Origin of the sequence: Bacillus sp. 5mfcol3.1 (assembly GCF_900114335.1) — a bacterium.
Classification (GTDB): domain Bacteria; phylum Bacillota; class Bacilli; order Bacillales; family Bacillaceae_G; genus Bacillus_A; species Bacillus_A thuringiensis_S.
Map to the genome: position 1 here is coordinate 133,910 of NZ_FOST01000006.1, position 14,131 is coordinate 148,040.

Sequence of the window (14,131 nt, forward strand, 5' to 3'; positions counted from 1 at the left end):
TTTTCTCATGAAAACAAATAAGATTCTTAAAAATGCCTCCTACCTATTTGTAGGAAATATTACTGTTCGATTTGTACTTGCTATCGCGACGATTCTCTTCGCAAGATACGTTTCTCCTGGTGAGTATGGGATGTTTACAACTGCATTAGCAGTTTCCGCTGTTATTTGTTATTTCACAGATGCAGGTTTGACACATACGTTTATGCGTGAAGGAACGAGAAAGGATGCAAATATTAGCGTACTAATCAGTAGTTATTTACGCATTCGTTTCGTATTAGCTGTCGTAATTTCTGTACTCTTCGCTATTTTTGCTCAGTTCTTCTATACAGATGCCTACTTACGCGCCATGGTATATTGGGTTGTACTACCAACAATGTTTGGAGCAACTTTACAAGGTGTCGGGATGGCTTACTTCCAAGTAACAGAACGTATGCAATTTACAGCCATTATTTCTGTAATACAAGGTGTAACAGCCGCAGCTGCTCTTCTACTAGGAATGTCATTTAAATGGTCACTTATGATGGTCGCTGCCATGTACGGAATATCCAGTCTTGTAACAGGTGTCATCGCCTTTATAATGGTAATTCGCCATACGACAGTTCATAAGGGCTGGGACAAAGGGATTTTAGATCAACTGCTGATTTTCACAATCAATGGCATTATCATTATGCTCTTGCCACAGTTAGGGCCTATTATATTAGAAAAAGTCTCAACGTACGAGCAAGTTGGATTCTTTGGAGCTGCTTCTAAAATACCCGCTGTACTTTATCAAATACCCGGTGTAATTGCAGCAGCCTTTTATCCAAAGTTATTTGCTTTTGGAAATGAAAAAAATATTGATGAACATAGAAAACTATCTCTGTTTGAATTAAAGCTTATGTCTTTCTTAGGAATGGGGATTTCTATCCCATTCATCGCTAATCCAAGATTTTGGATTGTTACTTTATTAGGTGAAGAGTATGCCCCAGCTGGTGACGCTCTTGCAATTTTAGCCTTTATGGTCATTTTACAATCTATCAACTACCCACTTGCTGATAATTTAACGACAATTGGTCAACAGTGGAAGCGTGCGACAACGATGGGGATTGGATTAGCTGTTGCTGTCATAAGTTACATCGTATTAGGTAGCCAATTTGGAATGATGGGAGCAGCTGTAGCTGCTATCCTTACCGAGATTACATTATTAATCGGCTTTACTTTATTCGCTCGTAAAGGCTTTACATTACTATTCAAAGGAACAATATTCAATGCACTAGCATTTATAATCAGTTACGCTCTATATCGTACTGTGTTAATTAACTTACCACCACTAGTAGCTTTAACACTTACTGGTATATTGTACGGCATTATCGGTCTTGCAATTGACCCACAAATACGCAGGTTACTTTTAGGGTTTGCGAATAAAAAGCTAGGCAGATAAACAACAACGAAGCAAGTTTCTCTTCCAAATTATGAGGAGAAACTTGCTTTGTTTACTTATATACATTTTTTGAAATGATAGCATTATATCGAAGAATTTAGTATCATGATTCAAGACACTATTTAGAATTGAACGGAGGACATTATGAGCTTATTAACTGTTGAAAAATTAGGCCATACATTTGGTGATCGTACATTATTTAAAGATGTATCCATGCGCTTACTCGCAGGAGAACATGTTGGATTAGTTGGAGCAAACGGTGTTGGTAAATCAACATTTATGAATATAATTACTGGTGAACTTATCCATGATGAAGGCCGTGTCGAATGGACACCTGGCACAAATTATGGTTACTTAGACCAACATACAATTTTAACACCTGGCCGTACAATTCGTGACGTATTAGCAGATGCATTTTTACCTTTATTTAAAAAAGAAAAAGCTTTAAATGAAGTTACAGAAAAAATGGGAACTGCTACACCTGAAGAATTAGAAGAACTCCTTGAGCAAATGGCGGAAATACAAGATGCTCTTGAAGCAGGCGGTTTCTATTTATTAGATATGAAAATTGAGGAAGCAGCGCGCGGTCTTGGAATTGACGCAATTGGTTTAGATCGTGATGTTGCTGCATTAAGTGGTGGACAACGTACAAAAGTATTACTTGCAAAGTTACTACTTGAGCAACCAGAAGTATTACTATTAGATGAGCCTACCAACTATTTAGACGTTGAACATATTCATTGGTTAACAAATTATTTAAAAGAATATCCACACGCATTCCTATTAATTTCCCATGATACGGAATTTATGAATAAATGTGTCGATGTTATTTTCCATCTAGAATTCACAAAGATGACGCGTTATACAGCGACATATGAAAAATTCCTAGAGCTAGCGGAAATTAATAAAAACCAACATATTAATGCTTATGAAAAACAAAAAGAATTTATAAAAAAACAAGAAGATTTTATTGCGAAGAATAAAGCGCGCTACTCAACGACAGGTCGTGCAAAAAGTCGTCAAAAACAACTCGATCGTATGGAACGTATCGATCGTCCTGAGACGGCGATTAAACCTGAATTCTCGTTTAAAGAAAGTCGCGCAAGTAGCCGATTCGTCTTTGAAGGAGAAAATGTAGAAATTGGATATACACACCCGTTATTACCAAAACTAACAATGACAATTGAACGCGGTGAAAAAATTGCAATCGTCGGATGTAATGGCGTAGGTAAGTCTACACTATTAAAAACGATTTTAGGTAAAATCAAACCATTAAGCGGAAAAACAAGCCTTGGTGATTTCTTAAACCCATCATACTTCGAACAAGAAGTGAAAGCTGATAATATAACACCGATTGATGATGTTTGGAACACGTTCCCTAGCCTAGACCAACATCAAATACGTGCAATGTTGGCAAAGTGCGGTTTAAAAAATGAACATATTTCTCGTCCTCTAAGCCAATTAAGTGGTGGCGAACAAGCGAAAGTCCGTTTATGTAAGCTAATGGGGGAAGAGAGCAACTGGTTACTATTTGACGAGCCAACAAATCACCTTGATGTTACAGCAAAAGAAGAATTGAAGAAAGCGATGAGAGCTTACAAAGGAACAATTCTTTTAGTGTGTCATGAACCAGACTTTTATGAAGATTGGATAACAAAAGTTTGGAATGTTGAAGAATGGTCGCAACACAATTCATAACTTTCCACTACATTTTTCTTACATATTAATTTCTATGTAAGAAAAATGTATTTTTATATTCCGTCCTAATAAAAATATAAAATACATCTCCTATATAGCCCCGGGCGTATTTTGATAAGTAAACTAATCATGGTATTCTTTTAGGTGATACTCTACATACCAAGAATAGAATATTCTCAACTACTAAAATATAATTGATTTGAAGGAGTGTATAAATTTAATGCCGATTACAGCATTTAATAGAATCAATTCTTTTTTGACTAAATCTTTATTAATACTATGTCTCATTATCTTGTCATGGATTACGTGGGAATCATATCTCACAATTAGCGATAAACTAGACGTTCCAAATTCAGTAAGTCTTCCTATTATGATTGGAATTGGGCTCGTTTTTCTTATAGTAGCGTGCTTAATAAATAAATATATGTCATCGCTAACATTCGTGATTTCACTTACTTTATTAGCTTTTATCGTTCGCTTAATTTGGATTCTACAAATACCAAGCGTACCTTTATCAGATTTTGCAATAATGTATAATAGCGCTATTCAAGCTGCCCACGGTGATTTTAGTTTTACAAATACTATATATTTCACTTCGTGGGTGTATCAACTTGGATTTACGATGTATGAAGCGCTCATTATAAAGATTTTTGGAGAAGGAATATTCGCTTTACAATTTTTAAATGTCCTATTTTGTACGGGAACTACAATATTTGTTTATAAAATCACTGCGAAAACATTTAATGAATGGTCCGGACGTATCGCTGGATTGATGTATGCATTATATATTCCAAGTATTATGCTAAGTTCTGTGTTAACAAATCAACATCTAGCTACTTTCTTCTTTTACTTTGGATTTTATTTATTAGTAACTAAAGGATTGCAAAGTGAATATATGTGGATTTTTATTGGTATCTTATTATCTTTAGGGGACATTATGCGACCACTTGGTATGTTAATTTTAATTGCTGTTGCTATTTACATCTTCCTACATGGAATGCTGGGGAAACCTAAAAAAATCATTTTCAATTCTTTTAAGAAATTATGTGGGATTTTTATTGTTTTCTACTTAGTTCACTACATGATAAGCTTTGCATTTATCTCTTCTGGAATTACACAATATCCATTATCGAATCGCGATCCTCTTTGGAAATTTGTAGTCGGTCTTAACCATGAAACAAAGGGTGGGTATTCCCATGAAGACGCAGGCCATATTATGTCTCTAGAGATTGGCGAAGAACGCACTTTAGAAGAAAAGAAAATTATTAAAGAACGATTAGCTGACAAGGACAAGGTTATATCATTATTTGAAGAGAAGTTTGCACTTATGTGGGGTGATACCGATTCTTCACCATCATGGAGCTTATATACACCTAACTTTGAAATTCTGGATGGGATGCAAGATTTAAAAGAGAATGCTATTCTATATGAGCGCTATATGTATACAGCTGCGATGTTCTTCGGAATAATAGCGATTCTTTACCTTATAGTAACAAAACAAGACAATCTTCATTACACATTATTCTTACTACTAATTGTTGGATATGTATTAATTCATCTATTAATTGAATACCAAACTAGATACAGGTATTTCATAATACCAAGTTTCAGCATAATACAAAGTTATGGGATATACGTATGTTTTCAATACGTTCGAAAATTCAAAAGAAATTAAGTGCAAAGTACCTCCTTTTCAACCTTGGAGATACTTTCTTATAAATAAATAATATGAAGTTCAAAAATATGTTATACTATCTACTGGTATCTTTTTTCCTATACCACCTAAATTTATATATTTTATAAAAATGAGGATAATATTATGGAGAAACTCTTAAAGTTTGGTTTAGTAGGAATCTTTAATACGCTCATTACAATTATTAGCTTTTGGATATTATTAAAATTTGGGATGAACTACCTTATTGCGAATACCATTGCCTATTTAATTGGTGTTGCCAATAGCTACTATTGGAATAAAAATTGGGTGTTTAAACCTAATAATAAAAGCACGTCAATGTTCTTTAAATTTCTAACTGTAAATTTAATTGTATTGGCTTTTAATACATTATGTTTATTTATATTAGTAGATAAACTTGCCTTTAATGCGCTAATTGCACAGATTTTCGCAATTGGTGTCGGAATGGTTATCAATTTTGTCCTTAATAAAATTTGGACATTCAACCAAACTGAAAAGGCTACTAATTAAACTTAAACAACTTATTAAAACTACGGAGGATACAACATGCAAAAATTAATTTCGGTTGTAGTTCCTATGTACTTCGAGGAAGAAGTAGCGCAGGAATGTTATAACCGTTTAAAGTCCGTTATGCTTCAAAATGATATTAATTACGAGTTTGTCTTTGTAAACGACGGTAGCACAGACCGTACAATGGAAATCTTATCTGAGATTGCATCAAATGATTACCGTACAAAAATCGTTAATTTCGCGCGTAACTTTGGACATCAAGTAGCCGTTACAGCTGGTATTGCTGCTGCAAAAGGTGATGCTATTGTAATTATAGATGCAGACTTACAAGATCCACCTGAAGTTATTCCTGAACTTATTGCAAAATGGGAAGAAGGATATGAAGTTGTTTATGCAAAACGTAAACAACGTAAAGGTGAAACTTGGTTTAAACTTTTAACAGCTAAGTATTTCTATAAATTCTTAAATTACATGTCCGATATCGATATCCCAAAAGATACTGGTGATTTCCGAATCATCGATCGTAAAGTAGCTGATGTTTTCAATCAAATGACTGAGCGCAATCGTTTCATTCGTGGGATGATGTCTTGGGTTGGCTTCCGCCAAACGTATGTTGAATATGAACGTGACGAGCGCTTTGCTGGTGAAACAAAATACCCATTGAAGAAAATGATTAAATTTGCATCTGATGGCATTATTGCGTTTTCAACAAAACCGTTACGTATAGTTATGACTTTAGGCTTATTATCAGTTCTCATTTCAATAATTGTCTTAGTATATACAATTACTGTGAAAATTATTGGCTCTGGTACGCAAACAGGTTGGGCATCTATTATGGTCGCTATTACATTCTTTAGCGGTATTCAGTTACTTGGCCTTGGAATCGTCGGTCAATATATTGCTCGTATTTATGACGAAAGTAAAAACCGTCCAATTTATATCGTGAAAGAAACAATTAACCTTGAAAAAGAAGAGACTGTACAGAAAAAAGAAATAGTGAATATATAATAAAAAGGTAACAATGAAAGCCATCATTGTTACCTTTTTATATTGTAATACTCCATAATCCGCAAGCGAAATTCCTTTAAATTTGGATATACCTCTAAGTTAGATAACATCCCTTGAATGACTGGAATTCTAGGGTTTGACCTCATTTCTGACTCTAAAACATCTAATGTAACAAGCAATTCATCATCTTCTAATTGATCAGCTAATGTTCGCTTAAACACAATGATTTCTTTTAAAAAACGTTCTTTAACTTGCTCCTTAATAAGGTCTGATTTACAAACAAACTCCCCAAGCCCTTCTTCGTGTAGAACAGGTTCTTCCAAAGATTCTATGAGCCCATCTACTAAATGATCTATCCTTTTTAAAATAAATATCGATACATAGGACAAATCAATTTCTAGTGCTTGTAAAATAATTAATTCTAAATACCCACGGCATATACCTTCTACCATAATTACTAAATCCAATAAATATGGCATAACCTTTTCACCATAAATGGACAATAAACTATTCCGATAAAATGCATGAGACTCTAACTTCATCCGCATCATAAATTCTTCCACTTCTTTATTAAACGGAATGGCATTTTCTCTTGCATGCATAATAATAAACTCTTTATGTTTTTGCACATCAGTAAACTGAAAGTATAATTGCTTTTCAAATTTTTCACGTGGTAGTAAAGACTCTTTTTCAATATCCAGCATTTTCTTTTGGATTTTTTCATAATAATATCGAAGCGTCGCTAATAAAAGCTCATCTTTCGATTTAAAGTACAAATAAAAAGCTCCCTTTGAAATACCACAAGTGGTGACGATTTCTTGTACCGACGTTGCATTTACACCCTTAGTCGCAAATAACTTCATAGCCGCTTCTATAATTAAACGCTCTTTTTCTTTCATATCTTCTCTCCTAAATTTAATCTCGCATCTTATTATAAATGTATTATACCATCTCTTTTTATTGACGATTGACCAACTGGTCAGTTATATTATGTATTAGACTGACCAGTTGGTCAATACAATAAAAAGGGAGCGCAAACATGAACAAAATCATCAATTTCTCGTTAAAAAATAAGTTCGCAGTTTGGCTACTAACCATTATTGTTACTATTGCAGGGATCTACTCTGGACTCAATATGAAGCTGGAAACAATTCCTGATATTACAACACCGATTGTAACAGTAACTACGGTCTATCCTGGTGCTACACCAGAAGAAGTAGCTGATAAAGTTTCAAAGCCGATGGAAGAACAACTACAAAATTTAAGCGGTGTTAACGTTGTAAGCTCATCATCTTTTCAAAACGCATCTTCTATTCAAGTAGAATACGATTTTGATAAAAATATGGAAAAAGCAGAAACAGAAATTAAAGAAGCTCTCACAAATGTAAAACTCCCAGAAGGTGTTAAAGATCCTAAAGTTTCACGAGTAAACTTCAATGCTTTCCCAGTTATTTCGTTAAGCGTAGCAAGCAAGAATGAATCTTTAGCTACCTTAACTGAAAATGTAGAAAAAAATGTTGTACCAGGATTAAAAGGACTTGATGGTGTTGCATCTGTCCAAATTGCTGGCCAACAAGTAGATGAAGTACAGCTTGTCTTCAAGAAAGATAAAATGAAAGAACTAGGACTAAGTGAAGATACTGTAAAAAATGTGATTAAGGGATCGGATGTATCTTTACCACTTGGCTTATACACATTTAAAGACACGGAAAAATCAGTTGTTGTAGATGGAAATATTACAACGATTAAAGCATTAAAAGAACTTAAAATCCCAGCTATACCTTCCTCACCTAACGGTCAAGGTAGTCAAAATGCTGGCGCTGGTGCACAAACGCCGCAAATGAATCCAACTGCTATGAACGGGATTCCAACAGTTACATTAGACGAAATTGCTGACATTAAAGAAGTTGGGAAAGCAGAATCCATTTCTCGAACAAATGGAAAAGAAGCAATTGGAATTCAAATTGTGAAGGCCTCTGATGCAAATACAGTTGATGTTGTAAATGCAGTAAAAGATAAAGTAAAAGATCTTGAGAAAAAATATAAAGATTTAGAGATCATTTCAACATTCGACCAAGGTGCACCTATTGAAAAATCAGTTGAAACAATGCTAAGCAAAGCAATTTTCGGTGCTATCTTTGCGATTGTTATTATTATGCTGTTCCTACGAAATATTCGAACAACGTTAATCTCTGTCGTTTCAATACCACTTTCTTTATTAATTGCTGTTTTAGTCATAAAGCAAATGGATATTACGCTTAACATTATGACACTTGGAGCAATGACCGTTGCTATAGGCCGCGTTGTCGATGACTCAATTGTTGTTATTGAAAATATTTACCGACGTATGTCGTTATCAGAAGAGAAATTGCGCGGAAAAGATTTAATTCGTGAAGCTACGAAAGAAATGTTTATCCCAATTATGTCTTCTACCATTGTAACAATTGCTGTATTTTTACCACTTGGACTAGTAAAAGGTATGATTGGTGAAATGTTCTTACCATTTGCCTTAACTATCGTCTTCGCTTTATTAGCATCATTACTAGTAGCTGTTACAATCGTACCGATGCTAGCTCACTCTTTATTTAAGAAAGAGAGTATGAGGGAAAAAGAAGTACATCATGAAGAAAAGCCAAGTAAATTAGCAAATGGTTATAAACGCATACTTGCATGGGCTTTAAATCACAAAATTATTACATCAAGTATCGCTGTCCTTCTATTGGTTGGTAGTCTTGCACTTGTACCAGTTATCGGTGTAAGTTTCTTACCTTCTGAAGAAGAAAAAATGATTATTGCAACATATAATCCTGAACCAGGTCAAACGTTAGAAGACGTTGAAAAAATTGCAACAAAAGCTGAGAAGCACTTCCAAGATAATAAAGACGTCAAAACAATTCAGTTCTCATTAGGTGGAGAGAATCCAATGAGTCCTGGTCAATCAAACCAAGCAATGTTCTTCGTGCAATATGATAACGACACGAAAAACTTCGAAAAAGAGAAAGAACAAGTCGTTAAAGATTTACAGAAGATGTCTGGCAAAGGCGAATGGAAAAACCAAGACTTCGGAGCAAGTGGCGGTAGTAATGAAATTAAACTATACGTTTACGGAGATAGCTCAGAAGACATTAAGCCTGTCGTAAAAGATATTCAAAATATCATGAAGAAAAATAAAGACTTAAAAGATATAGATTCTAGTATTGCAAAAACATATGCAGAGTACACTTTAGTCGCAGATCAAGAAAAGCTAAGTAAAATGGGCTTAACGGCTGCTCAAATTGGAATGGGACTTTCTAATCAACATGATCGCCCTGTTCTGACAACAATTAAAAAAGACGGTAAAGATATCAATGTATATGTAGAAGCTGAAAAACAAAATTATGAAACAATCGATGACTTAACAAATCGCAAAATTACAACACCACTTGGTAATGAAGTAGCTGTGAAAGATGTTATGACTGTAAAAGAAGGTGAAACATCGAATACAGTAACACACCGAGATGGACGCGTTTATGCAGAGGTTAGTGCAAAACTAACATCTGATGACGTTTCAAAAGCATCTGCTGCAGTCCAAAAAGAAGTAGATAAAATGGATCTTCCTTCCGGTGTAGATGTTTCTATGGGCGGTGTTACTAAAGATATTGAAGAATCATTCAAACAACTGGGCTTAGCGATGTTAGCTGCGATTGCCATTGTATACTTCGTTCTTGTCGTTACATTTGGCGGTGCTCTTGCACCATTCGCAATTTTATTCTCGCTACCATTCACAATTATTGGGGCTCTTGTTGCCTTATTAATCTCTGGTGAAACATTAAGTGTATCTGCAATGATTGGTGCGCTTATGTTAATCGGTATCGTTGTAACAAACGCAATCGTGCTTATCGACCGCGTTATTCATAAAGAAAATGAAGGTCTATCAACACGTGAAGCTTTATTAGAAGCTGGTGCAACACGCCTTCGTCCAATTTTAATGACTGCAATTGCAACAATCGGTGCTCTTATCCCGCTTGCATTAGGATTTGAAGGTAGTGGCTTAATTTCTAAAGGACTTGGTGTAACAGTAATTGGTGGATTAACAAGTTCAACGTTATTAACACTTCTTATTGTTCCAATCGTTTATGAAGTATTAAGCAAGTTCAAAAAGAAAAAAGCAAAATAACAAAAAAATAACCTCGCTAACTGTGAGGTTATTTTTTATTTCCAAACAAGATTAGGAAATCGCCATAGCCTTCTTTCTCTAATTCCTCTTTTGGAATAAATCGAAGAGCTGCGGAATTAATACAGTAACGAAGGCCATTTGGTCCTGGACCGTCTGGAAATACGTGCCCAAGATGTGAGTCTCCTTCTTTACTTCTCACTTCTGTACGTGTCATATTATGACTCACATCCATCTTTTCTTTCACACTTGCTGACATAACTGGTTTTGTAAAACTAGGCCATCCACATCCACTATCAAATTTGTCTAGAGAAGTAAACAGCGGCTCACCTGAAACGATGTCTACATAAAGACCTTCCTCTTTATGGTTCCAATACTCATTTCGAAATGGTGGTTCTGTACCATTTTCCTGTGTTACATAAAACTGCATCTCATTGAGTTTTTCTTTTAAATGAGCATTATCCTTTGGCCAATGTTGCTTAATAAAAGCATCTCGTCCTGAGCCTTTACGATATAACTCATAGCGGAATGTGTTTTTCTTATGATATCCTTGGTGATATTCTTCAGCTGGATAAAATGTAGCTGCTGGTAGTATTTTTGTCGCAATTGGTTTTGAAAAGCGTCCACTCTGCTCAAGCTCTTCTTTTGAGGCCTCAGCTTTTTTATGTTGTTCTTCATTATGATAAAAAATCACCGTTTCATAAGACTGCCCGCGGTCGTGGAATTGTCCCCCAATATCAGTCGGATCAATTTGTCTCCAATATATATTTAACAATTCCTCATACGGCATTTTATTTGCATCAAATGTAATTTGTACTGCTTCATAATGTCCTGTTGTTTCTGAGCACACTTCTTTATACGTTGGGTCCTCTTTATGACCGCCTGTATAACCTGAAACAACCTGTATAATTCCCTCCATCTCTTCAAATGGAGAAACCATACACCAGAAACACCCTCCAGCAAATGTAGCCAATTCTACCTTTTCATTTACAGCCATTACTTCACCCCTATTCTATATTCTCCTTACAGTATGGCATAAGAAACATAATGTTATAAAAGAAAAAGCATCGAACATCGATGCTTTTTCTCTACTTCACTTTATTTTGTTCCAACATCCTTCTCAATTTCATCACTTGTCACGTCTAAAACATCTAGTAAGAAAATGAAGATTGGAATACCGATAATCAGTCCCCATACACCTAAGAAGTGCTCTGAGAAAATTAATACCATAAAAGTATAGAAAATCGGTAAATTTGTTTTTTGCGACATAAACTTCGGATTTAATACGTAACTTTCAAGCGCATGAATCACTGTTACGATAACTAAAATATAAACAACGTACATAATACCGCCAATATTGTAAGCAATCATACAAAGTGGGAATAACGAAATGATAACCCCCGCTACTGGAATTAATCCAAGCAAGAAAATCATTAATGCTAAACCTAATAATTGCGGGAATCCTAATATCCATAGTGCAATCACGGATAAAACACAGTTAACAACTGCAATTAAAAATTGTGCTTCGATTACTTTTCCGAATGAACGTGCAAATTTCTTACCGAAGTACTCAATTTCAGTATAGAAAATTGCAAGCCTGCTTTCTTTAAACTTTGCAGTAAAACCAACAATACGAGATTTTTCTAGTAAGAAAAACAAACTCAAAATTAAAGAAAGTAAAACTTGAAGACCAAATTTACCAACATTCGTAATTGATTTATACAAAATGTCTACGCCTTGTCCTACATATTTAGAAAGCTCCATATGATTGACAGCATTAACTGCATACTTAATTAGTTCACTATCTGGTGGGTTTCTTAAAAATACATTGAATTGGTAAATCAATTGTGAAATTTGTATCGTTAATACTGGTAAATATTTAAATAGCGTAATAGCAATTCCACCAATTAACATTACATATAGAAATGCTATAATAATTTTTCGATTAATAGGCATGAAATGATCTAATTTGCGGGAAATAAACTTTTGGAATCGATCCATTAAATACGTGAGAATAAACGTAATTAATATTAAATTCAACATACTTTGCAGCCCGTATAACACGAGAGCAAGTATTACTAATACGAGTAACCTCTGAAATCCTTTGCTTTGAAACAGGTTTTTTATTTGCATAATCGACGAATACTCTCTCCTGTCCTATAAACTAAAACGTTAATAAGTAGATTTCTCTCTCTTTTCTACTTTTAATTATTCATTCATATTAAGATTTTTATAAACTCATTATATGCCTACCTTAACAGGTATATAGTAGCTTACTTCTTATTTTACAATACAATGACCTAATTCAAAACGTATTCTACATAGTATTAATGAAGATTTAAGGAAACTTACATTTTTTTAAATAGGTCTTACCACTACTGTAACATAAAAAGCAAGCTATCAGTAGAAATCTGTCCTACAAATAGCTTGCTTTTCTTATTTTTTAAGTAAGTTTTACTATCCAATGAATGGCATGAACATCGGGATGACAACTACTGTTACAACCCCAACTACCGTTACAGCGATACTTGCCATCGCTGCCTCTACCTCACCCATTTCAATTCCTACTGCAACTCCTAATGCATGGCCCGCTGTTCCAAGTGCTAAACCTTTTGCAATCGGATGCTTCACTCTAAATGTTTTTAAGAATAATGCTCCTAATGCGTATACGATAACTGCGTTGAAAATAACCGCAAACGATGTAATTGCAGGAATACCACCAATACTTTCTGAAATTGGTAACGCAATTGCTGTTGTTGCTGCTTGTGGTAGCATTGAATTCATTACTGCTGTATCTAAACCGATTGCTTTTGCAACAATGAACACAACAATTACTGAACAAATAGATCCAACCACGATAGCTGATAAAATTTGCCACCAATATTTTTTCAACTTATCAACTTGTTTATATAGTGGGATAGCGAATGCAATTGTTGCTGGCTCTAAGAAGAAACTAATCATTTTTCCACCAGTATTATATTCTTCAAAAGTAAAGTTACCTACCTTTAGAAAGACAATCCCTAATACCATCGCTACGAATAATGGTGTAAATAGGAAGAACCCTTTTGAATGCTTGAATAATAATGTTCCGATTCCGTATGCGATTAATGAAACGACGATTCCGAAATATGGAGTCATTGTGCTTGCCATGTTCATTACCTCCTAACAATATATAAATTCAATGGTTACGCAACCTTTCCGTGCTTGCGTCCTTTATTTACTATTTTCAATTCTTTTGTATCTTCTGTTTCTTTTTCATCTTTTCCTAAAATGAATTGTGCAAATAATCCTGTTACAGCGAGTAAAATAACTGTTGCTACAACAATTACAGTTAAAATTTGTACAAAGTATTGCCCCATTACACCAAGAGAATTAATAACTGAAATACCTGATGGGACGAAAAGGAATCCGATAATGCCGGTTAAAGCTGTTCCAAGTGATTCAACTTGCTCCAATTTAATTACTTTTAAACATAATAGACTAAATAAAATAACTAACCCGATTACCGATGAAGGCATTGGAATTGGTAAATGCGTTGCAATAATATTTGAAATTAACATAATAGCTGAGAATATAAATGCTTGTGATAAGAAACTATATACTTTTTTCGTACTCATTTTGGCCACCTCTTTCGATTTGGTACCTTTAT

11 protein-coding genes are annotated in these 14,131 nt (G+C 34.5%); 6 read left to right on the forward strand and 5 right to left on the reverse strand.

Going from position 1 to position 14,131, the window contains the following annotated elements:
* Positions 1-7: 7 nt before the first annotated feature.
* The 5 genes from BM089_RS24445 (at position 8) to BM089_RS24465 (ending at position 6,329) form a co-directional block, all read left to right on the forward strand.
* Entirely contained in the window at positions 8-1,420 is a 1,413-nt protein-coding gene (locus BM089_RS24445; RefSeq protein ID WP_000856145.1) for an oligosaccharide flippase family protein, read from the forward strand.
* 144 nt (positions 1,421-1,564) lie between these two features.
* Positions 1,565-3,118, forward strand: coding sequence for an ABC-F family ATP-binding cassette domain-containing protein (locus BM089_RS24450; protein WP_000055383.1), 1,554 nt, complete (start codon positions 1,565-1,567; stop codon positions 3,116-3,118).
* 220 nt (positions 3,119-3,338) lie between these two features.
* Positions 3,339-4,793, forward strand: a complete 1,455-nt coding sequence (locus BM089_RS24455; RefSeq protein WP_001122909.1) for a glycosyltransferase family 39 protein — start codon at positions 3,339-3,341, stop codon at positions 4,791-4,793.
* A 144-nt stretch (positions 4,794-4,937) separates the two neighbouring features.
* On the forward strand, positions 4,938-5,321 hold the full coding sequence (locus BM089_RS24460) for a GtrA family protein (RefSeq protein WP_000413280.1): 384 nt from the start codon (positions 4,938-4,940) through the stop codon (positions 5,319-5,321).
* A gap of 36 nt (positions 5,322-5,357) precedes the next feature.
* Positions 5,358-6,329, forward strand: coding sequence for a glycosyltransferase family 2 protein (locus BM089_RS24465; protein ID WP_001170716.1), 972 nt, complete (start codon positions 5,358-5,360; stop codon positions 6,327-6,329).
* A 29-nt stretch (positions 6,330-6,358) separates the two neighbouring features.
* On the opposite strand, the gene BM089_RS24470 is transcribed toward BM089_RS24465, so the two are convergent.
* Positions 6,359-7,228: a TetR/AcrR family transcriptional regulator gene (locus BM089_RS24470; RefSeq protein WP_000659599.1), complete on the reverse strand. Its 870-nt coding sequence runs from the start codon at positions 7,226-7,228 to the stop codon at positions 6,359-6,361.
* A gap of 140 nt (positions 7,229-7,368) precedes the next feature.
* Between BM089_RS24470 and BM089_RS24475 the strand changes: the two genes are divergently transcribed.
* Positions 7,369-10,485 (forward strand): efflux RND transporter permease subunit, encoded by a 3,117-nt coding sequence (locus tag BM089_RS24475; RefSeq protein WP_001033502.1) that lies wholly within the window; start codon positions 7,369-7,371, stop codon positions 10,483-10,485.
* Between the two features lie 28 nt (positions 10,486-10,513).
* Here BM089_RS24475 and msrB read toward each other — a convergent pair whose 3' ends face one another.
* The 4 genes from msrB to lrgA form a co-directional block, all read right to left on the reverse strand.
* Complete coding sequence (gene msrB, locus BM089_RS24480; RefSeq protein WP_000290179.1) at positions 10,514-11,479, reverse strand: peptide-methionine (R)-S-oxide reductase MsrB; 966 nt, start codon at positions 11,477-11,479, stop codon at positions 10,514-10,516.
* A 101-nt stretch (positions 11,480-11,580) separates the two neighbouring features.
* Positions 11,581-12,615, reverse strand: a complete 1,035-nt coding sequence (locus BM089_RS24485; RefSeq protein WP_001166009.1) for an AI-2E family transporter — start codon at positions 12,613-12,615, stop codon at positions 11,581-11,583.
* Positions 12,616-12,939: 324 nt separating this feature from the next.
* Entirely contained in the window at positions 12,940-13,632 is a 693-nt protein-coding gene (gene lrgB / locus BM089_RS24490) for an antiholin-like protein LrgB (protein ID WP_000168869.1), read from the reverse strand.
* Positions 13,633-13,667: 35 nt separating this feature from the next.
* Complete coding sequence (lrgA, locus tag BM089_RS24495) at positions 13,668-14,099, reverse strand: antiholin-like murein hydrolase modulator LrgA (protein ID WP_053563271.1); 432 nt, start codon at positions 14,097-14,099, stop codon at positions 13,668-13,670.
* Positions 14,100-14,131: the final 32 nt, after the last annotated feature.